The sequence below is a fragment of the Vibrio litoralis DSM 17657 genome (assembly GCF_000426765.1).
GTDB classification, from domain to species: Bacteria; Pseudomonadota; Gammaproteobacteria; order Enterobacterales; family Vibrionaceae; genus Vibrio; species Vibrio litoralis.
Window position 1 is genome coordinate 299,602 of the sequence record NZ_AUFZ01000017.1, and the last position, 22,455, is coordinate 322,056.

Below are 22,455 nucleotides of genomic sequence, written 5' to 3' on the forward strand. Positions count from 1 at the left end.
TAAAATACCAAGCTCAAAGTAAGTATAATTCAATTGTACGTGCTTAACAGGCATAAAAAAGCGCCCATGTTAGAGCGCTTTATCGTTTATGTATTTCTACTACTTCAACTTAGCGTAAAGCATTTAGCACTTGGTTTAGTGTCTCACTAGGGCGCATCAATGCCGCTACTTTATCTTCGTCAAATAAGTAATAACCACCGAGGTCGCCCGCAACGCCTTGCGCCTGATTTAATTCAGTCACGATCTGCTGCTCTTTTTCAGCAAGCTCGGCTGCGATAGGTGCAAACTGTTGAGCAAGTTCAGCATCTTTCGACTGTTCAGCCAATGCTTTCGCCCAATATAAAGCGAGGTAAAAATGGCTGCCGCGGTTATCAAGTTCTCCGACTTTACGCGACGGTGACTTATTCTCATCTAAAAATTGACCTGTCGCTTTATCTAACGTCTCAGCCAGTACTTTTGCTTTAGGATTATTGGCAACGGTACTTAGATGCTCAAGAGAAGCCGCTAAAGCAAGGAACTCACCTAAAGAATCCCAGCGTAAGTGGTTTTCTTTTTCAACTTGTTGAACGTGCTTAGGAGCAGAGCCGCCCGCGCCCGTTTCAAATAAACCACCACCATTCATCAGAGGAACAATTGATAGCATTTTCGCTGATGTACCTAGCTCAAGAATTGGGAATAAATCCGTTAGGTAATCACGTAGTACGTTACCGGTTACCGAAATAGTATCTAGACCATCTTTGATACGCTCAAGCGAGTAGTTGGTTGCCGATACTGGATCTAAAATCTTAATGTCAAGACCATCAGTATCATGTTGTGGCAAGTAAGCATTGACCTTTTTAATCAGCTCTGCATCATGAGCACGGTTTTCATCTAACCAGAATACTGCCGGTACACCTGCATCACGTGCGCGAGTGACGGCCAGTTTTACCCAATCTTGAATTGGAGCATCTTTAACCTGACACATACGGAATAAGTCGCCTTCCTGAACATCTTGCTCAAGTAGAACCGTATCATTTTCGTCAATTACACGTACAACGCCCGCTTTTTTCGCTACGAAGGTTTTATCATGTGAACCGTATTCTTCTGCTTTTTGTGCCATCAAACCTACGTTTGGAACACTACCCATAGTGGTCGGATCAAACGCACCATTCTTTTTACAGAAATCGATAACTGCCTGATAAACACCTGCGTATGAACGATCGGGGATCATCGCTTTGGTATCTTGTAGCTGACCATCGCTATTCCACATTTTACCTGAAGAACGCAACATTGCTGGCATTGATGCATCGACAATCACATCACTTGGTACGTGCAAGTTGGTGATACCACGGTCAGAATCCACCATCGCCAATGAAGGACGAGTGGCATAAACCGCGTCTAATGCTTGCTCAATTTCTTGTTTTTGATCAGCGGGTAGGTTTTCAATCTTGCTATATACATCGCCAATGCCGTTATTCACATCGACGCCTAACTCTTCAAACAAGTTACCGTATTTAGCGAATACATCTTTATAGAAGACTTTAACTGCATAGCCAAAGATAACCGGATCCGAAACCTTCATCATGGTTGCTTTCAAGTGTAGAGATAACAGGATCCCTTGCTCTTTAGCCTCATCAATTTGCTTTTCAAAGAACTCAACTAAAGATGCTTTATTAAGCACAGCTGCATCGATAATTTCTTTATCTTGCAGAGCAAATGGCGCTTTTAGTACTTCAACTGAACCACCAGCATCTACATGCTCAATGCGTACATTGCGTGCACCATCAATAGTGATGGATTTTTCGCTACCGTAGAAATCTTGCTCAGACATGCTTGCAACATGCGATGCTGAATTTGCATCCCACGCGCCCATTGAATGTGGGTTTTTCTTCGCATAGTTCTTAACAGACAGTGGTGCACGACGATCCGAGTTACCTTCACGTAAAACTGGGTTTACTGCACTACCCTTAATCTTGTCGTAAGTTTCTTTAATTGCGCGCTCTTCGTCTGTTTTTGGCTCATCAGGATAGTTAGGTAATGCATATCCCTTGGCTTGAAGCTCTTTAATCGCTGCGCGTAATTGAGGAATAGAAGCAGAAATATTTGGTAATTTAATGATGTTTGCATCTGGAGTATTCGCCAGGTCACCTAACTCAGAAAGCGCATCACCAATTCGTTGCTCTTCTGTTAGGTACTCAGGAAAGTTCGCAATAATACGACCCGCTAATGAAATGTCACGAGTGTCTACATTAATACCTGAAGAAGCGGTATAAGCACGAATGATTGGCAATAGTGAGTAAGTTGCCAGCGCTGGTGCTTCATCAGTAATAGTGTAAATAATAGTTGGCTGCTTATTTTTCATTTGATCTGTGGTAGGCATTGAATTTCCCTATATATTTCGAACAGCCTTAATAGATGAGATTGGCTGTGTGGCTCAAGAAAACGGTCAGAGCATTCGACCTTTCTCTATGTTGGTAGATAATAGATGTTAGCTATACCAGATAATTTTTAGCACAGCTGCCTTGGTTCACTTATACCCTTTCTATGTCATGTTAAAATCATTCAACAATAACTTAATGATAGGGATATTGTTTAACATTCCGTCCGAACTCTCTTGGGTAAGAAATTCGAGAATGAATTAAACAAATTCGAGCTAATGGTCTATCATCTTCTTCTTTTAGCGGCACCATACTAGATCAATTCTAAAGTTATTAAAACTTAGCCTCTTAATTTGTTTACATTTTTGCAAGGTAGTTAACATGTCGAGTTCAAACACTCCCTCTAAAAAGCCCCAATCGAGTCATAAGTTTCAAACAGATCCGACCAAATCAAGAGGAAGAAAAAGCAGCTCAGCTCATCGTTTTACCAAGCGCCTTAAACAAAAAAACACTCACAGTTCACCACGTGTAACCGCAGAAAACCGCATCGTCCTTTTGTTTAACAAACCATACGATACACTTAGCCAATTCACTGACGGTGAGAAGCGAAAAACTCTCGCTGACTATATTGATGTTAAAGATGTGTATGCCGCCGGCAGACTAGATCGAGACAGTGAAGGCCTGATGGTGCTAACGAACGATGGTATTCTACAAGCTAAAATCACTCAGCCGACTTCCAAAGCGCCAAAAACGTATTGGGTACAAGTGGATGGAGCGCCTTCTGAAGACGATTTAGAACAACTGCGCCGTGGTGTTGAGCTCAAAGATGGTATGACACTCCCTGCCAAAGTGACAATTATGTCCGAGCCTGAAATATGGCCTCGCAATCCGCCAGTTCGCTTTCGCGCTAACATTCCGACCACTTGGTTGGCAATTACCATTATTGAAGGTCGTAACCGCCAAGTCAGACGCATGACGGCTCATATTGGTTTTCCAACATTAAGACTAATTCGTTACTCAATTGGTGACTGGTCTTTAGGTGATTTACAGCCAGGCGAATACAAACATATTAAAGTTTAAGCAAACTGCACTCAATGCGTTATTTCTCCCCCTCTCGGATCTGTCACCAGTGATAACTTTCTGTTAGAATTCGAGCCAGATTAATTTTGTGGTATTCATTGCATGTCAGATAACAACCAAACGCTAGAAAACACTAATAAAAAAGTAATCGTCGGAATGTCTGGCGGTGTCGATTCTTCCGTTTCAGCTTACTTGCTCCAACAGCAAGGCTATCAAGTTGAAGGTCTTTTCATGAAAAACTGGGAAGAAGATGACAACGAAGAATATTGTACAGCAGCAGAAGATCTTGCTGATGCGCAGGCTGTGTGTGACAAGCTAGGCATTGAACTGCATACCATTAACTTTGCATCCGAATACTGGGACAATGTTTTTGAATATTTCTTAACAGAATACAAAGCCGGCCGTACGCCAAACCCTGATATTCTGTGTAACAAAGAAATCAAGTTTAAAGCTTTCTTAGAATTTGCTGATGAAGTGCTTGATGCCGATTATATCGCAATGGGTCACTACGTTCGCCGTACTTTCCCTACTGCTGAGCAAATCGAAGCGGGTGAATTACCGCAAATGCTTCGCGGTTTAGATAGCAATAAAGATCAAAGCTATTTCTTATATACGCTTAGCCATCAACAAGTGGCGAGAAGTTTATTCCCTGTCGGTGATTTAGAAAAACCAGAAGTTCGCCGCATTGCGGAAGAGCAAGATTTAATCACCGCGAAGAAAAAAGATTCAACCGGTATTTGCTTTATCGGTGAGCGTAAATTTACTGATTTCTTATCGCGCTATTTACCTGCTCAACCAGGTAACATCGAAACGCCAGAAGGCAACGTGATCGGCGAACACCAAGGCTTGATGTATCACACCCTAGGTCAACGTAAAGGCTTACACATTGGTGGCCAAAAAGGCGGCGGTGGTAATGAAGACCCATGGTATGTCGCTGAAAAAGATCTCAAGCGAAATGTGCTTATCGCAGTACAAGGCGCCGATCATCCGCTGCTGAAATCTACGGGGTTAATTGCTTCTCAGCTACACTGGGTTGATCGTCAAACGATGACTGAACCTCTACGCTGCACGGTCAAAACGCGTTATCGCCAGCAAGATATTCCATGTACTATTGAGCCTATCGACGAAAACAATATCAAAGTGATTTTCGATGAACCTCAAGTCGCCGTGACTCCGGGGCAATCGGCAGTATTCTACTCGCAAGATGTCTGCCTAGGCGGCGGTATTATTGAAGCGAGAATCTAATCGATTATTAACATTTAAAGGGCTCTTCGTGGCCCTTTCGTTTATAGTAAACAGCATCAATTCAATTAAGTTTGTTTTTAGGAGAAGTTAACGTGGCAAACACTCTTTATGACCGTACCATCGCTTTTGCTGGCATCTGCCAAGCGGTTGCACTTGTTCAACAGGTCGCACGAAACGGGCATTGTGATTCTGCGGCTCTTGAAACAACATTAAAAACCATCGTCAATATGAATCCGAGTAATACGCTGGATGTCTTTGGTGATGAATCAAACCTTAAGCTGGGTCTTGAAACTTTAATTAACGGAATTGATGGTTCTCCAACTGGCAGCGAAGCAACCCGCTATATCATTAGCATTATGTCACTAGAGCGCAAACTCAACGCTCGTTCAGACTCTATGTCTCAGCTCGGTGATCGCCTGACTACCATCGAGCGCCAAACAGAACATTATGACTTATTAGAAGACCAAATGATCAGCAACCTTGCCAGTGTTTATCTCGATGTGATTAGCCCTGTTGGCCCGCGCATCCAAGTTTCTGGCACACCAGCCGTATTACAACAAACCACTAACCAGCACAAAGTTCGTGCCCTATTATTAGCTGGCGTACGTTGTGCGGTGCTATGGCGCCAGGTTGGTGGTAAACGTCGTCACTTATTGTTTGGTCGCAAGAAGATGCTTGAACAAGCTAAAATCTTACTTGCACGCGTCTAATAACACGTACCTAATAATAAGCGACATGCTAAACCTATTTACCCCATTTCAATCTAACTCAATTTAATTCAGGAGATACACATGGAACTGTCAGCATTGACTGCTGTTTCACCGGTAGACGGCCGCTACGGAAGTAAAACGATTGCGTTACGCAGCATCTTCAGCGAGTACGGCCTACTAAAGTACCGCACTATCGTTGAAATTCGTTGGTTACAAAAGCTTGCAGAGACTGCTGCAATCGCAGAAGTACCTGCATTCAGTGATGAAGCAAACCAATATCTTAACGAGATTGCGGCGAACTTCAGCGAAGATGATGCCAACCGCATCAAAACGATTGAACGTACTACTAACCACGATGTAAAAGCGGTTGAGTATTTCCTAAAAGAAAAAGTAGAAGCACTACCTGAATTGCACGCAGTAAGCGAATTCATCCACTTTGCTTGTACTTCTGAAGATATCAACAACACATCTCACGCTCTAATGCTTAAAGAAGCACGTGATGAAGTGGTTCTTCCTGCCATTCGTGAAATCATTGATGCGATTAAAGGCTTAGCGGTTGAATATCGTGATATTCCTCTTCTTTCTCGTACCCACGGCCAACCAGCTTCACCTTCAACAATGGGTAAAGAAATGGCAAATGTGGCGTACCGTATGGAACGTCAATATAAGCAAATCGCTAATGTTGAAATTCTTGCGAAAATCAACGGTGCCGTCGGTAACTACAACGCTCACCTTTCTGCTTACCCTGAGCTAGATTGGCATGCATTCAGTGAAGAGTTCATCACTAAGTCACTTGACGTAGATTGGAACCCGTACACAACGCAAATCGAACCGCATGACTACATTGCAGAATTATTCGATGCGATTGCGCGTTTCAACACCATTTTAATCGACTTCGATCGTGACATTTGGGGCTACATTGCACTAGGCCACTTTAAGCAAAAAACCATTGCTGGCGAAATTGGTTCTTCAACCATGCCGCATAAAGTGAACCCTATCGACTTTGAAAACTCGGAAGGTAACTTAGGCTTAGCCAATGCTATCTTTGGTCATCTTGCACAAAAATTGCCTATCTCTCGCTGGCAGCGTGACCTAACTGACTCAACGGTTCTTCGTAACCTTGGTGTGGGTTGTGGTTATGCAATGATTGCTTATTCTTCAGTAATGCGTGGTATCAGCAAGCTTGAAGTTAACCAAGCAGCACTAGAAGCTGAACTAGACAAAAACTGGGAAGTATTGGCTGAACCAGTACAAACAGTTATGCGTCGTTACGGCATCGAAAAACCATACGAGAAACTAAAGGAATTGACTCGTGGTAAGCGTGTAGACGGCGAAGGCATGCGTGCATTTATTGATGGTCTTGAAATCCCTGCGGATGAAAAAGAGCGCCTAAAACAAATGACACCAGCTAACTACATCGGTGATGCGGTTAAATTGACGGATTTGTTGAAATAGTCGACTCTCGTTACACGAAAAACAACATTCGTCATTCCAAAAGTGAGGAACGAACTGTTTGGAATCTCCTACGTTAAGCTGTGAAGTCGATAGCTTTAGGAGATCCTGAACTACACTCCTTCGTCGTTATTCAGGATGACGCCTCAAGGGTTAGCTTCGGCTGGCCCTTTTCTTTTGCTATCAATTCTCCCCTATCCACTGCATTTCCCTTTAATCTGTGCTTTCTGTTACACTCTGCGCCCTGTTTCGTTTCAACCCAACGGTAGGCACCGCATGTATCAACTTTCTTTTTCTCTAGAAGAATTCTTAGCCGAGTATTGGCAAAAAAAACCAACCATCATTAAAGGTGGCCTATTTACCGGTTCTCCAGAAAATGGCTTCGTCGATCCGCTGACTCCTGACGAGCTAGCCGGACTTTCTATGGAAGAAGTCATTGATTCACGTTTTGTGTCGAACAAAGACAAACAATGGGCCGCTGAACATGGTCCGTTTGGTGAAGATAAATTCGCTCAACTGCCAGAAAGCCATTGGTCTTTGATCGTGCAAGCGGCAAACCATTGGCACCCAGAAGCGGCGCAATTAGTTGAACCATTCAAAGCGATGCCGGGTTGGTTATTTGATGACCTGATGATCAGCTTTGCGGTCGAAAATGGCGGCGTAGGTCCACATATCGATCAATATGATGTATTCATCTGCCAGGGTCTAGGTAAGCGTCATTGGCGTGTCGGAGCGAAAGATGAAGGTCAATATGAAGAAGTGATCCAAGCACAAGCTCTACGTCAAATCAAAAGTTTCGATGCGATCATTGATGAAGTACTTGAACCGGGCGATATCTTATATATTCCACCAGGCTTTCCACATGATGGTTACGCACTAGAACCATCAATGAGCTACTCTGTCGGCTTCCGCTCACCAAAAGAACAAGAGCTATTAAGCAACTTTGCTGATTACATTTTAGCGCACGATATTGGGGATGCTCACTTACACAACCCAGAGCAAAAAACGCAATCGGGTTCTGGTATGATCCAAACGACCGATACGCAGTTACTCACAGGCATGTTGAAAAAAGCCTTTGAAGATCCCGCGAGAATTGAAGATTTCTTAGGTTGCATGTTGAGCCAATCGCGTCATCAGCTAAACATCATCGTACCGGAAGAGCCTCTCACTATGGATGATGTGATGCAGCACATCCAAACTGAACAACCGTTATATAAAGTTGCTGGCTTACGTGCGAACTATCATGAAACCAACCCAAATACTTTATTCATCAATGGTGAAGTGTTTGAGCTTGAAGCGGGCTTAGAGCCTTTAGCCTACATATTATGTGACTACGATGATATCGAAGCACAAACGCTGTCATCACTGACTAGCATCCCTGCGGCAATTACGCTATTAACTGAGTTGATTAATAAAGGTTACTGGTTCTACGAGTAACATCTTTGTTAGCACTAGTCTCACTAAAACTAATCACTAGTGCCTAACAAATCATCATCTAAGTGGCGACTCTGATTATTCTCAGTGTCGCCACTTTTACTTTTAGAGCTAAGCCATTAAGATGGCACAAACTCAAATAAGGAAAGTGAATTCCAATGAAAGTCATCTCATTTAATATAAACGGCCTACGCGCGCGTCTTCATCAACTACAAGCCATTATCGATAAGCATCAGCCAGATGTGATTGGCCTACAAGAAATCAAAGTACATGATGAAGCTTTCCCACTTGCCGATGTAGAAGCCATGGGATACCACGTTTACTTCCACGGTCAAAAAGCCCATTACGGCGTTGCCATGTTGTGTAAGCAAGAGCCTATCTCGGTACAAAAAGGCTTTTCAACTGATACTGAAGAACATCAAAAGCGTATGATTATGGCAACGTTTGAAGATGAAAGTGGCCAGAAGACTACCGTAATGAATGGTTACTTCCCACAAGGTGACAACATTAACCATGAGACTAAGTTTCCATACAAGCGCCAATTTTATAAAGACCTGATGACGCACTTAAATACTCATCACAACAGCGATGAACAAGTGATTGTAATGGGTGATATTAATATTAGTCCGATTGATCTGGATATTGGTATCGGTGAACCAAACGCAAAACGTTGGCTAAAAACCGGCAAATGTTCTTTCCAACCAGAAGAACGTCAATGGTTAAAAACCCTGCTTGATTGGGGATTTGAAGATACCTTCCGTAATCTTCACCCTACTGTTGATAATCAGTACTCATGGTTCGATTATCGCTCTCGTGGCTTTGATGATAACCGTGGTCTACGTATTGATGTGATTTTAGCCACACCATCTCTTGCCGCTAAATGTATTGATGCGGGCATTGATTATGAATTACGTGGTATTGAAAAACCATCCGATCACGCGCCTATTTGGTCTGAATTCAAGTAATCTCACACAAAATAAAACGCCGTTAGTACTCCACTAACGGCGTTTATTTTATCGCAATACTGTAACTCGTTAACTTAATGGTCTTGCATAAGCCAATAGTCGTTTTTCCATTACCTTGAAAGCGTAGATAATCGACATACTCAAAATCATGTAGAAAATACCCGCGGTAAAGAAAGCTTCAAATGGTGCGTAAGTACGTGAGTTCACCAAACGTGCCACACCCGTAATATCCATTACCGTAACGATACCGGCCACAGCGGAACCATGTAGCATAAAGATCACTTCATTACTATAAGCAGGTAGTGCTCGACGCAATGCACTTGGTAAGATAATTCGACGATATATTTTCCATGTAGACATACCGTACGCTTTCCCCGCTTCAATCTCACCTTTATCAAGCCCTTTAATTGCGCCAGCAAAAATTTCTGCGGTGTATGCTCCAGTATTCAGTACAAAGGCAACCAAAGCACAAAACCAAGCATGCTCCCACAGCGTATCTCGCACTTGCATAAACTGGTTGCTACCGTAGTAGATCAAATACAGCTGAACCAGTAACGGCGTGCCTCGGAAAAAGTAGCTATAACACCATACCGGAAAGTTAATAAAATAATTTTTGCTTGTTCGAGCAATACCGGCAGGGATCGCAATCACTAACCCAATAATTAATGCTAAACCGACCAACCAAAACGTGGTCCATAAGCCTTCAAAATATAAAGGCAAGCTGTCAATAATGACTGAAAAATCCATGCTTACCTCGTATGTAATGTGTATTTACGCTCTAGCAACCTAAGCAGGCCAATAGAAACGCTAGTAAAAAATAAGAAGATAACCGATACCGTCATATAAAAGGTAAATGGCATCTTAGTCGAGCCGGCAGCCAGTGCCCCAACGCGTACCATGTCATCTAGTCCAATAATAGACACCAACGCTGTGGTCTTAAGTAGAACCAGCCAATTATTACCAAACCCCGGAATGGCATGACGAACCATCTGTGGTAATAGAATACGGCGAAAAGACATTACACTACTCATACCATAGGCTTTGGCCGCTTCTAACTCCCCTTTATCCACCGCCATAATTGCACCGCGGAAAGTTTCCGCCATATAAGCGCCAAAGATAAAACCAATGGTCAGTACGCCTGCCGTAAATGGGCTGACATCAATATAATCGGGAAGATAAGCTGTCCACTCATGGCTTGCATTATAACTGGTCATCCAGCTATTAATTTGCTCATTCAATGAGTAGAGAGAGTTGTTTAATAAAATCTGACCACCGAAGAAAATAAGCATCATCAACACGAGATCAGGTATGCCGCGAATAATGGTGGTATAGGTCGTCGCGATCACACGAGCCCAGCGATAAGGAGAAAGTTTCGCTAATGCGCCTAAAATGCCGAGTAACACAGCAACAACCAAAGATAACAACGCCACTTCAATCGTAACCAAAGCGCCTTGTAAGATGGTTTGTTCGTAACCTTGTAAAAAATCTAACATCATAAAGGTCTAATTTAGTAGGAGGCAGCCCGTTTCATTCAAGCTGGTACTGCCTCTAATTTTAAAATGGCTTATTCGCCATAAACATCATACTCAAAGTACTTAGCAGCAATTTCCTGATAAATACCTTTTTCACGTAGTGAGTCTATTGCTTTATCCAACTTCTTCGCTAAGTCTTTATCTTGCTTGCGAACCGCAATACCGAAACCATCGCCAAACCACTGTTCATCAGTTAAAGATGGACCGGTAAATTCATAGCCCTCTTTTTTATCTAGCATGCCACTTTTCAGTGCTGACGCATCACCAAATACGGCATCAATACGACCACCTTCTAAATCAAGGTAGGCTTCATCAAACGTACCGTAACGTGAAACATCAACAATATCTTTGTAGTTGTCTTCAATGTATTGGTCATGAGTAGTTGAACGTTGAACACCGATTTTCACGCCTTTTAAGCCTTCCTTGGTGAACTGAATATCCGCACCTTCTTTGGCAATAAATTTATTCGGGATCAAAGCGTACTTATGAGTAAAGGCAACTTTCTTTTTACGCTCTTCGGTAATCGACATACCAGCAATGATCGCATCGTATTTACGAGCAAGTAGAGCAGGAATAATGCCATCCCAATCTTGAGCGATGATCTGACATTTTGCTTCCATCTCTTTACATAGAGCATTAGCCAGATCAATGTCGAAGCCGGCTAGAGTGCCATCGGCTTGCGTGTAGTTAAACGGAGGGTAAGCACCTTCAGTTGCAAAGCGTACTGTTTTCCAATCCTTGGCTTGAGCCACCCCAGATAAAGCTGTAGCCGCAATTGTTGCTGCTAAAAACCACTTTTTCATATCCATACTCCTGTGATTATGACTTTTGTTATGTTGTGTTTTCTTGTTGTTTGCTTCATACCCTTAAACGTTTTTAAGTACAATGTGAGGGTACAAAGTTTATATCAGCGGACTTAGCTATGAATCTGTTACAAAACTGAATCTGTAAAAACCATATCTGTTGCTGAATTCTTTTAATTGATTTCTGATAATGATGAGCTTAATACACCGAAGATATAAACTGCTTAAAGCGTTCCGATTCAGGATTATTAAACAGTTTTTCGGGAGCGCCTTGTTCCTCCACCTTTCCTTGGTGAAGAAACATCACATGGCTTGATACATCACGGGCAAAGGCCATTTCGTGAGTCACTACCAACATAGTGCGCCCCTCTTCTGCCAAATCTCGCATTACCCCTAACACTTCGCCGACTAGTTCTGGGTCAAGTGCCGACGTTGGTTCATCAAATAGCATGACTTCAGGATCAACCGCTAACGCTCTGGCTATCGCGGCACGTTGTTGCTGACCACCAGAAAGGTGGCCTGGGTAGTAATCTTTGCGATCATACAAGCCCACTTTTTTAAGCAGCAATTCTGCATTTTCAATCGCTTGAGCTTTAGGTACACCTAATACGTGAACTGGAGCTTCGATCACATTTTCTAGCACAGTTAAATGTGACCACAGGTTAAAACCTTGAAATACCATGGCAAGGCGAGATCGAATTCTTTGAACTTGTTTATCGTTGGCAGGTGAAACTTCGTTTTTGCGATTAGTTTTCATTTGAATCAATTCGCCATCCACCCAAACTTCTCCCGAAGTCGGCGTCTCTAACAAATTGATACAACGAAGAAAAGTACTCTTACCCGATCCGGACGATCCGATGATAGAGATCACATCCCCTTTATTTGCCGATAATGAAATGCCTTTTAGTACTTCATTGTGGCCAAAGGTCTTGTGTAAGTCTTTGATGTTTAGCGCGGGTACATCCGTCATGCGCTACTACTCCCTTATTATTGATACACATCTTCCTGATGGTCAGGATAACCTAACACCACTGATTAAGGCTTGCAAACAAAGCAAATTGCTTAAAAGTCTTACTGTAGACGTTTATTTTGAATTGTTATGCATAATATAGGCATTTCCACTTACATCAACTAAATATGCTCGCCATCCTGCTAATTGATTAAAATATCAACAAAAAAGTAATCGGTCGCATAACCCCGTCGGTCAATATTCCAATCTGATAAACAATTCAACAAATTCTGTATAATTTATAAAATTTTTTTTAATTTAGGCCAAATTGTTGCCATAAAGTGATCGAGATCAACACTGAGTGACTTATGTATTGTTAACGTTTGTGAACAGTAAATAACAAATCAATCGCCAATGTTGAAGCTAAAAACGCAATAACAAACCCTTGCGATTTTATTAGAACAAACTAGGCTTTATCTGGCTGAAATGTTCTAGAATTACACTAGATTAATTATGGTTATTTTCTTTGTATTTTAGGGTGCTCAGCGTTACGATACAGCAGCTTTAAATACTAATACTAATGGGTTAGATCTAGCCCATCAGTATTATTAATCAGAGTGTACTGTAACCTTCGGGCCGCAAGCAGTTATGAAAGTAGCCACTTGCAACAGTATGTATTTTTTCTACTAAAAAGGTAGGTATGTCATGGCAGAGCAATTTGCTAAAGCTTGGGAAGGTTTTGCTGAGGGTGATTGGCAAAATGAAGTAAACGTTCGTGATTTCATTCAAAAGAACTACACACCATATGAAGGTGATGAATCTTTCCTAGTTTCTGAGGGTACTGAAGCCACTAACAAGCTTTGGGCTCAAGTAATGGAAGGTATCAAAATTGAGAACAAAACTCTTGCTCCTCTAGATTTTGATACTTCTGTTATTTCTACCATCACGGCTCACGATGCAGGTTACATCAACAAAGATCTTGAAACGATTGTTGGTCTTCAAACTGAAGCGCCACTTAAGCGTGCTATCATCCCTAACGGTGGTATTCGCATGGTTGAAGGTTCTTGTAAAGCTTACGGTCGCACGTTAGATCCTCAAGTATCTAAAATCTACTCAGAGCTACGTAAAACACACAACCAAGGTGTTTTCGATATCTACACACCAGATATCATGAAATGTCGTAAGTCTGGCGTATTGACTGGTCTTCCTGATGCTTACGGCCGTGGTCGTATCATTGGTGACTACCGTCGCGTAGCGCTATACGGTATCGACTACTTGATGAAAGACAAATTCGCTCAATTCACGTCTCTACAAGAACGTTTTGAAAATGGCGAAGACCTAACAGCAACGATGCAACTTCGTGAAGAAATTGCAGAACAACATCGAGCACTAGGTCAAATCAAAGAAATGGCTGCTAAATACGGTTGTGACATCTCTCGCCCTGCTGAAACAGCACAAGAAGCTATTCAATGGACTTACTTCGGTTACCTAGCGGCTGTTAAATCTCAAAACGGCGCGGCAATGTCTCTTGGTCGTACTTCAACCTTCCTAGATATCTTCATCGAACGTGATATCGCGGCAGGTCGCATCACTGAAGAACAAGCGCAAGAAATGATTGACCACTTCGTAATGAAGCTACGTATGGTTCGTTTCCTACGTACTCCTGAATACGATGAGTTGTTCTCTGGTGACCCGATCTGGGCAACAGAATCAATGGGTGGTATGGGTCTTGACGGACGTACACTCGTTACACGTACTAACTTCCGTTTCCTAAACAGCCTATACACTATGGGTCCAAGCCCAGAGCCAAACATCACTGTTCTTTGGTCTGAGCAACTACCTGTTGGCTTTAAGCACTTCTGTGCCAAAGTGTCTATCGATACTTCTTCTATCCAGTACGAAAATGATGACCTAATGCGTCCTGACCTACAATCTGATGACTACGCAATTGCTTGTTGTGTATCTCCGATGGTTGTTGGTAAGCAAATGCAGTTCTTCGGTGCTCGTGCTAACTTAGCAAAAACGATGCTTTACACCATCAACGGTGGTGTGGATGAGAAATTGAAAATCCAAGTTGGTCCAAAAATGGACAAAATCGAAGGTGAATACCTAGATTACAACGAGTTGTGGGACAAAATGGACCACTTCATGGATTGGTTAGCCAAACAATACGTAACAGCATTGAACGCTATCCACTACATGCACGATAAATACAGCTACGAAGCGTCTCTAATGGCTCTTCATGACCGTGATGTCCGTCGTACAATGGCTTGTGGTATTGCGGGGCTATCTGTTGCAGCTGACTCACTATCTGCAATCAAGTATGCGAAAGTTAAGCCAATCCGTGACGAAGACGGTCTAGCGATCGATTTTGAAATCGAAGGCGATTACCCTAAATTTGGTAACAACGACTCACGCGTAGATGACATCGCATGTGAACTTGTTTCTGTATTCATGGGCAAAATCCGTAAGCTTAAGACTTACCGTGACGCTATCCCTACTCAGTCAATTCTTACTATCACGTCAAACGTGGTATACGGTAAGAAGACTGGTAATACTCCAGATGGTCGTCGTGCTGGTACTCCATTCGCTCCAGGTGCTAACCCAATGCACGGTCGCGATGAGAAAGGTGCTGTAGCATCTCTAACTTCAGTAGCGAAACTACCGTTTGCTGATGCACAAGATGGTATCTCTTACACATTCTCTATCGTACCTAACGCACTAGGTAAGACTGACGATGCTAAGAAAGCAAACCTTGCTGGCCTAATGGATGGTTACTTCCACCATGAAGCAGGCCTTGAAGGTGGTCAACATCTAAATGTCAACGTTCTTAACCGCGAAACCCTAGAAGACGCCGTTAAGCACCCAGAGAAATATCCTCAGCTAACTATCCGTGTTTCTGGATACGCTGTACGATTCAACTCTCTGACTACTGAACAGCAACAAGACGTAATCGCACGTACATTTACTGAATCTCTATAATCTTTTAGAGCTTTCAGAATAATGACTAAGCCCCGCTCTCTTGAGTGGGGCTTTTGTTTGTCTAGCCTCTAATTTACTCACAAACTCTCTACAAAAAACTCGTGCTTCTACTAGGTTAACCTTATCTTTTGTAATAAAATAAAAGCATTATAAAGCTAAGGGATTTTCCTATGTCTACTCTCGGTCGTATTCACTCTTATGAATCTTGTGGCACAGTTGATGGCCCAGGTATTCGTTTCATCGTATTCATGCAAGGCTGTTTAATGCGTTGTATGTATTGCCATAACCGTGATACATGGGATACCCATGGCGGCAAAGAGGTGACAGTAGAAGAGATTATTACTGAAGCGAAATCTTATCGTCATTTTATGAATGCATCAGGCGGCGGTATCACTTGTTCCGGCGGCGAAGCGATGCTACAACCTGAATTTGTGCGAGACTTATTTCGCGCAGCACAAGCCGAAGGCATTCATACTTGCCTAGATACTAATGGCTATATTCGCAAACATACTGACATTATTGATGAAGTTCTTGATGCGACAGACCTTGTTATGCTCGATATCAAGCACATGAAAGATGAGATTCACCATGATTTCATTGGAGTATCAAATCGACGCACTTTAGACTTTGCTCGTTATCTGCATAAAATTGGCCAGAAAACTTGGCTGCGTTACGTGATCGTTCCAGGTTACACCGACGATCTCGAAGCCGCTGAAATGCTAGGCGAATTCATCAAAGATATGGACAACATTGAGAAAATTGAACTGCTTCCATACCACAAGCTTGGTGCACACAAATGGGAAGCATTAGGGCATGACTACCCACTTGAAGGTGTTGAGCCTCCATCAAAAGAAACGATGGAAAAAGTAGTCGCAATACTCAGCAAATATAACGATAACGTGATGTATTAATTTTCATCCACCTATCACGCTATAAGTAAGCTAAACGAAAAGTAAGCTAAACGAATTCAATTAAATTTATAGAGGCTCACCATGGAAATGACTAACGCGCAGCGTTTGATCTTATCAAACCAATACAATTTAATGGCTCAACTAGAGCCAAATAACGCAGAGAAATATAAGCGCCTACAAACTATCGTAGAGCGTGGCTACGGCTTACAAATGCGTGAGTTGGATAAAAACTTTGGCCGCATGGAAGAAGAAACTTGCCGCGAAATTATCGATATCATGGAAATGTATCATGCAATGCAAGAGTCAAATAACATGCTTTCTGATGAAGATAAAGCCAACGTTGACCAACGTCGTTTACAATTCCTAGGCTTCGATATTGCCACTGAGCATCAAGCAGTAAACTATGTTCGCTTCCTAACCGATTCTGAAGGTTTGTATCCTCAGTTTGATAAAGGCGATCACCACTTCAATGCTCAAATGCCGATGTTAGACAAATATCGCCGCATGATTAGCACATGGCGTAACTGCCCTCGTCAATACCACCTATCGGCGACAGAGCTTACCCAAATCTTTAACGCATAATTTCTTATACATTTTTATATTTCTCGAACATCATAAGAATGGACTAAAGGCGATATTTTAAGATATCGCCTTTTCTTTTTGTCAATTCCCCCTCACCTATTCCTACCTTCCCTATGCGTGATAAGCCGCAAATGCTTACACAAATAAGGTTATATACCCAAGTAACGTCAAGATGCGAGTTTCAGCAAGAATAAAACAAGCTTTAGGCAAGGCAAATTGAACATGATCATAGTTACTCTATTTCTGTTCCATTTAACGCCGCATAAAGCTTGTTTTAACTTGCCCTTTGGGAGCTTCATTCAAACCTTTATACAGCGTCAGATTGGTTTGAAAGGTACCTACATTCCTTCGCCAATCTTCCTTGCCTAAAGGTTTGGATGATAGCTCTGAATTCTGCATCTTGACGTCACTTGGGTATAATTATTAAGCAGAATAAAAAATCGAGTCTAGTCTTAATAATAGGGTGTGCACATTTCACCATTCAATATATTCAAGGGGATTCGCTATGAGTATTTTTGACCACTACCAATCACGCTATGAAGCTTCTAAAGATGAAGAACTTTCTCTCCAAGACTTCCTTTCGTTGTGCCAAAAGGACAAAAGTGCTTATGCGAATGCAGCAGAACGGCTGCTACTCGCGATAGGTGAACCAGAGATTATAGACACGTCGAAAGAGCCAAGATTAAGCCGAATTTTCTCCAACCGAGTCATTGCTCGTTATAAAACGTTCGAGCACTTCTACGGCATGGAAGAAGCGATTGAGCAAATCGTTTCTTACCTCAAACATGCCGCACAAGGCTTGGAAGAACGTAAACAAATTCTCTACTTACTCGGCCCAGTGGGCGGCGGTAAATCTTCGTTAGCCGAGAAACTGAAAGCATTAATGCAACAAATGCCAATTTATGTACTTTCTGCCAATGGCGTTCGTAGCCCAGTTAACGATCACCCATTCTGCTTATTTAATGTCGATGAGGACGGAGAGCTACTAAAAAGCGAATACGGCATCGATCAACGCTACTTACGTTCAATCATGTCACCTTGGGCAGCAAAACGCTTACAGGAGTTCGGAGGCGACATTACTAAGTTTAAAGTCGTTAAAGTTCGCCCTTCTATTTTGAATCAAGTCGCTATTGCTAAAACCGAGCCAGGTGATGAAAACAACCAAGATATCTCTTCACTGGTAGGTAAGGTTGATATTCGTAAATTAGAGCATTATTCACAAGATGATCCTGATGCCTACAGCTACTCAGGCGCACTCTGTAAAGCTAACCAAGGGGTAATGGAATTTGTTGAGATGTTTAAAGCGCCGATTAAGGTCTTGCATCCCCTACTGACTGCGACACAGGAAGGTAACTATAACGGTACAGAGGGGCTATCAGCACTACCCTTTGACGGTATGATCCTCGCGCACTCCAATGAATCTGAGTGGAAAACCTTCCGCAATAATAAGAACAATGAGGCTTTCCTCGACCGTGTTTATATTGTCAAAGTGCCGTACTGTTTACGTGTGTCTGAAGAGATTAAAATCTATAAAAAACTACTACTCAACAGTGAACTATCACAAGCACCATGCTCACCGAGTACCTTAGAGATATTGTCGCAATTCAGTATTCTATCTCGCCTGAAAGAGCCAGAAAACTCATCGGTATTCTCCAAAATGCGCGTCTATGATGGTGAAACCCTCAAAGACACCGATCCAAAAGCTAAAAGCTACCAAGAATACCGTGACTATGCGGGCGTAGACGAAGGCATGTCTGGGCTATCGACCCGTTTTGCATTTAAGATTTTATCGCGCGTGTTTAACTTCGACCAAACTGAAGTAGCCGCCAACCCCGTTCACTTATTCTATGTCATCGAGCAGCAAGTTGAACGTGAGCAGTTCCCGCAAGAAACCGCCGATCGCTACCTTGAGTTCTTAAAAGGCTACCTAGTCCCTAAATATGTCGAGTTCATTGGTAAAGAAATTCAAACGGCTTATTTAGAGTCCTACTCGGAATACGGACAAAACATCTTTGACCGTTATGTCACCTATGCCGACTTTTGGATTCAAGACCAAGAATATCGAGATCCTGAAACTGGGCAGCTATTTGACCGTTCTGCGCTAAACGATGAGTTGGAAAAAATAGAAAAAACCGCTGGTATTAGTAATCCAAAAGATTTCCGTAATGAAATCGTTAATTTTGTCTTACGTGCTCGCGCCAACAATAACGGCGATAACCCAGTTTGGACCAGCTATGAAAAACTTCGCACTGTGATTGAGAAGAAAATGTTCTCGAACACCGAAGAGCTGCTTCCTGTTATTTCATTTAACGCGAAAACCTCCACCGATGATCAGAAAAAACACGATAACTTTGTTGCCCGTATGATGGAGAAAGGCTACACCAAGAAACAAGTTCGTTTACTAGCTGAGTGGTATTTACGCGTGCGTAAGTCCTCATAACTGAACCAGCATTTAGCATTGGCTAGCTTGTACTATCACAAGGTCAAGTTAGCCTTACTACGCTGTTCAACTTGTTGAGGACGCTGCTTGGGGAGGCACTATGTCACAGTTTATTGATCGACGTTTAAACGGTAAAAATAAAAGTACTGTCAATCGGCAGCGCTTTATTCGCCGTAACAAAGAGCAAATCAAAAAGTCCGTTGCTGAGGCGGTCAAGAAACGTTCTATCACCAATACTGAAACGGGTGAGGATGTGTCTATTCCGAATCACGACATCAGTGAACCTTCCTTCCATCAAGGCAAAGGTGGCACCAAAGAGCGTGTTCACCCAGGTAACGACCAATTTATTACCGGCGACCGAATTGACCGTCCACCAGCAGGCGGTTCCGGTGGTTCAGGACAAGGTGACGCCAGTAATGATGGTGAAGGCCAAGACGACTTCATTTTTCAAATATCCAAAGATGAATATCTCGATATCTTATTCGAAGATCTTGAGCTACCCAATTTAAGAAAAAACCAAGTCAATAAAATTACCGAATGGAAAACCCACCGCTCTGGTTATCAAACCGCGGGGATCCCTTCCAATATTGCGATTGTCCGTTCATTGCAACAATCTCTAGCAAGACGTACTGCAATGACCGCGTCTAAACGTCGTCAAATCCGCGAATTAGAAAGCATGCTAGATGACGTTATGATGAGTGAGCCAGCTCAACCATTAGAAGAAACGCGAATAAAAAGTGAAATCACCGAACTGCGAGAAAAAATCGCCAGCGTCCCTTTTATTGATACCTTCGATTTGCGCTATAAAAATTATGAGCGTAGACCGATTCCATCGAGCCAAGCGGTAATGTTTTGCTTAATGGACGTTTCAGGTTCAATGGATCAAGCCACCAAAGATATTGCGAAACGCTTTTATGTTTTGCTCTATCTCTTCTTAACTCGTACCTATGAAAACGTAGAAGTCGTGTTTATTCGCCACCACACTCAAGCCAAAGAAGTCGACGAGCATGAGTTCTTCTATTCTCAAGAAACCGGCGGCACCATTGTCTCCAGTGCACTAAAATTAATGAGTGACATCGTTAAAGATCGCTACCCAACGAATGAGTGGAACATCTACGCAGCGCAGGCTTCCGATGGCGATAACTGGGCTGATGATTCACCGCGTTGTAAAGAGTTACTGGTTAAACAATTGCTGCCCTACTGCCAATACTATTCTTATATTGAAATCACCAAACGGGCACATCAAACGCTATGGAATGAATACGAAAAAATTGGCGAAGCTTTTGATAATTTCGCCATGAAAAACATTCAATCAGTTGACGATATTTTCCCAATTTTCCGCGAGTTATTTCAAAAGCAAACTCAATCTTAAGGGGATGCATTATGGTGAGCAAAACACAGCAAACATTAGAAAAACAAAATGCACATCCGGGGTACCCATTACCAACCGGCCCAGATTGGACGTTCGATTTATTAGATCTCTACCATACGGAAATCAAACGTGTGGCGGAGCACTATCGCCTTGATACCTACCCAAACCAAATTGAAGTGATCACCGCAGAACAAATGATGGATGCTTACTCTAGCGTGGGAATGCCAATCAATTATAACCATTGGTCTTTTGGTAAACGTTTTATTCAAACTGAGCAAAACTATAAGCATGGCCACATGGGGCTTGCCTACGAAATCGTCATTAACTCTGATCCATGTATTGCTTATCTAATGGAAGAAAACACTATTACCATGCAAGCGTTAGTGATGGCGCACGCTAGTTATGGTCATAATTCATTCTTTAAAGGCAACTACCTATTTCAATCTTGGACCGATGCGAGCTCGATCATTGACTACCTACTGTTTGCTCGTACCTACATTACCGAGTGTGAAGAAAAATACGGCATCGGTGAAGTTGAGAAGGTGCTCGATTCTTGTCACGCCTTAATGAACTACGGTGTCGACCGCTACAAACGCCCTGAAAAAATTTCAATTCTAGAAGAGAAAGCTCGCCAAGAATCACGTGAGGCCTACCTACAGTCACAAGTCAATGAACTATGGCGTACCGTGCCGAAATCCGCTCACGATGAGCAACATGAAACCACCCGTTTCCCAAGTGAGCCTCAAGAAAACTTACTGTATTTCATTGAAAAACACGCGCCATTATTAGAGCCTTGGCAACGAGAAATCGTACGTATTGTCCGGAAAGTAAGCCAATATTTTTACCCACAAAAGCAAACCCAAGTCATGAACGAAGGTTGGGCAACATTTTGGCACTACACTATTTTGAATCACTTGTACGATGAAGGCGTTGTCACCGATTCATTCATCCTTGAATTCTTACACAGCCATACCAGCGTTGTGGCACAACCAGAATACAACAGTAAGTTTTACAGCGGCATTAACCCATATGCACTTGGCTTTGCGATGTTCCAAGATATTCGTCGAATCTGTGAAAATCCGACAGATGAAGATAAAGAATGGTTTTCTGAGATTGCAGGCAGTGACTGGCTAGATACCCTTCACTTTGCCATGCATAACTTCAAAGATGAAAGTTTCATCAGCCAATACTTATCGCCAAAAGTAATACGTGATTTTAAGCTATTTTCTGTGCTAGATGACGACAGAAAAAACTATATCCAAGTCAGCGCCATTCATGATGAATTAGGTTATCAAGCAATCCGTGAAAAACTCGCATCACAATACAATCTCAGTAACCTAGAGCCTAACATTCAGGTGTGGAATGTTAATGTGCGTGGCGACCGTTCCCTCACCTTGCAACATGTTCCACAAGACAGAATTCCACTCAATGATGGCTACCCTGAAGTTCTCAAACACCTACACCGCTTATGGGGCTTCGATGTTATTTTGGAAGAAGTGAAAGACTCAGGCCGCAGAGAAGTACTGGCAACGTGTCCACCCAAAACCGATAACTCGACTCATCACGGGATCTCTTAGACACAACGAATATTATTGTCATCAAACACGTTGACTCTCCCCTTACTGGAACCTTTATGTTTAT

At 42.5% G+C, this 22,455-nt stretch carries 17 protein-coding genes; 12 read left to right on the top strand and 5 right to left on the bottom strand.

Annotated elements, in window-relative coordinates; all coding sequences use genetic code 11:
• Nucleotides 1-109: 109 nt before the first annotated feature.
• Entirely contained in the window at nucleotides 110-2,341 is a 2,232-nt protein-coding gene (locus K358_RS0106875; RefSeq protein ID WP_027696129.1) for an NADP-dependent isocitrate dehydrogenase, read from the bottom strand.
• 397 nt (nucleotides 2,342-2,738) lie between these two features.
• Between K358_RS0106875 and K358_RS0106880 the strand changes: the two genes are divergently transcribed.
• From K358_RS0106880 to xthA, 6 genes are all read left to right on the top strand, one after another.
• Nucleotides 2,739-3,437, top strand: a complete 699-nt coding sequence (locus K358_RS0106880; protein WP_027696130.1) for an rRNA large subunit pseudouridine synthase E — start codon at nucleotides 2,739-2,741, stop codon at nucleotides 3,435-3,437.
• A gap of 102 nt (nucleotides 3,438-3,539) precedes the next feature.
• Nucleotides 3,540-4,682 carry a tRNA 2-thiouridine(34) synthase MnmA gene (gene mnmA, locus K358_RS0106885; protein WP_027696131.1) on the top strand — a complete coding sequence of 381 codons (1,143 nt, stop codon included), beginning with the start codon at nucleotides 3,540-3,542 and terminating at the stop codon, nucleotides 4,680-4,682.
• Nucleotides 4,683-4,774: 92 nt separating this feature from the next.
• Nucleotides 4,775-5,392, top strand: coding sequence for a high frequency lysogenization protein HflD (hflD, locus tag K358_RS0106890; RefSeq protein ID WP_027696132.1), 618 nt, complete (start codon nucleotides 4,775-4,777; stop codon nucleotides 5,390-5,392).
• 81 nt (nucleotides 5,393-5,473) lie between these two features.
• The gene (purB, locus tag K358_RS0106895) at nucleotides 5,474-6,847 is read left to right on the top strand and encodes an adenylosuccinate lyase (RefSeq protein WP_027696133.1); all 1,374 of its coding nucleotides are present in this window, start codon (nucleotides 5,474-5,476) and stop codon (nucleotides 6,845-6,847) included.
• A 273-nt stretch (nucleotides 6,848-7,120) separates the two neighbouring features.
• Nucleotides 7,121-8,281, top strand: coding sequence for a ribosomal protein uL16 3-hydroxylase (locus tag K358_RS0106900; protein ID WP_027696134.1), 1,161 nt, complete (start codon nucleotides 7,121-7,123; stop codon nucleotides 8,279-8,281).
• 155 nt (nucleotides 8,282-8,436) lie between these two features.
• Entirely contained in the window at nucleotides 8,437-9,243 is an 807-nt protein-coding gene (xthA, locus tag K358_RS0106905) for an exodeoxyribonuclease III (RefSeq protein WP_027696135.1), read from the top strand.
• Between the two features lie 69 nt (nucleotides 9,244-9,312).
• Here the strand turns inward: xthA and K358_RS0106910 are convergent, their stop codons facing one another.
• The 4 genes from K358_RS0106910 to K358_RS0106925 all read right to left on the bottom strand — a co-directional run bounded on the left by K358_RS0106910 (nucleotide 9,313) and on the right by K358_RS0106925 (nucleotide 12,548).
• A complete protein-coding gene (locus K358_RS0106910) occupies nucleotides 9,313-9,990 on the bottom strand; it encodes an ABC transporter permease (protein WP_027696136.1) in 678 nt (225 codons plus the stop codon).
• A gap of 2 nt (nucleotides 9,991-9,992) precedes the next feature.
• A complete protein-coding gene (locus K358_RS0106915; RefSeq protein WP_027696137.1) occupies nucleotides 9,993-10,736 on the bottom strand; it encodes an ABC transporter permease in 744 nt (247 codons plus the stop codon).
• A 71-nt stretch (nucleotides 10,737-10,807) separates the two neighbouring features.
• Nucleotides 10,808-11,578, bottom strand: coding sequence for an ABC transporter substrate-binding protein (locus K358_RS0106920; RefSeq protein WP_027696138.1), 771 nt, complete (start codon nucleotides 11,576-11,578; stop codon nucleotides 10,808-10,810).
• A gap of 199 nt (nucleotides 11,579-11,777) precedes the next feature.
• The gene (locus K358_RS0106925) at nucleotides 11,778-12,548 is read right to left on the bottom strand and encodes an ABC transporter ATP-binding protein (protein ID WP_027696139.1); all 771 of its coding nucleotides are present in this window, start codon (nucleotides 12,546-12,548) and stop codon (nucleotides 11,778-11,780) included.
• A gap of 684 nt (nucleotides 12,549-13,232) precedes the next feature.
• On the opposite strand from K358_RS0106925, the gene pflB reads away from it, so the two are divergent.
• From pflB to K358_RS0106955, 6 genes are all read left to right on the top strand, one after another.
• Nucleotides 13,233-15,509 carry a formate C-acetyltransferase gene (gene pflB / locus K358_RS0106930; protein WP_027696140.1) on the top strand — a complete coding sequence of 759 codons (2,277 nt, stop codon included), beginning with the start codon at nucleotides 13,233-13,235 and terminating at the stop codon, nucleotides 15,507-15,509.
• 170 nt (nucleotides 15,510-15,679) lie between these two features.
• Nucleotides 15,680-16,420 carry a pyruvate formate lyase 1-activating protein gene (pflA, locus tag K358_RS0106935; protein WP_027696141.1) on the top strand — a complete coding sequence of 247 codons (741 nt, stop codon included), beginning with the start codon at nucleotides 15,680-15,682 and terminating at the stop codon, nucleotides 16,418-16,420.
• An 81-nt stretch (nucleotides 16,421-16,501) separates the two neighbouring features.
• Nucleotides 16,502-17,002 (top strand): YfbU family protein, encoded by a 501-nt coding sequence (locus tag K358_RS0106940; protein ID WP_027696142.1) that lies wholly within the window; start codon nucleotides 16,502-16,504, stop codon nucleotides 17,000-17,002.
• A 505-nt stretch (nucleotides 17,003-17,507) separates the two neighbouring features.
• On the top strand, nucleotides 17,508-19,442 hold the full coding sequence (locus K358_RS0106945) for a PrkA family serine protein kinase (RefSeq protein WP_027696143.1): 1,935 nt from the start codon (nucleotides 17,508-17,510) through the stop codon (nucleotides 19,440-19,442).
• 100 nt (nucleotides 19,443-19,542) lie between these two features.
• On the top strand, nucleotides 19,543-20,814 hold the full coding sequence (locus K358_RS0106950; protein ID WP_027696144.1) for a YeaH/YhbH family protein: 1,272 nt from the start codon (nucleotides 19,543-19,545) through the stop codon (nucleotides 20,812-20,814).
• A gap of 11 nt (nucleotides 20,815-20,825) precedes the next feature.
• Nucleotides 20,826-22,391 (top strand): SpoVR family protein, encoded by a 1,566-nt coding sequence (locus tag K358_RS0106955; protein ID WP_027696145.1) that lies wholly within the window; start codon nucleotides 20,826-20,828, stop codon nucleotides 22,389-22,391.
• Nucleotides 22,392-22,455 lie beyond the last annotated feature (64 nt).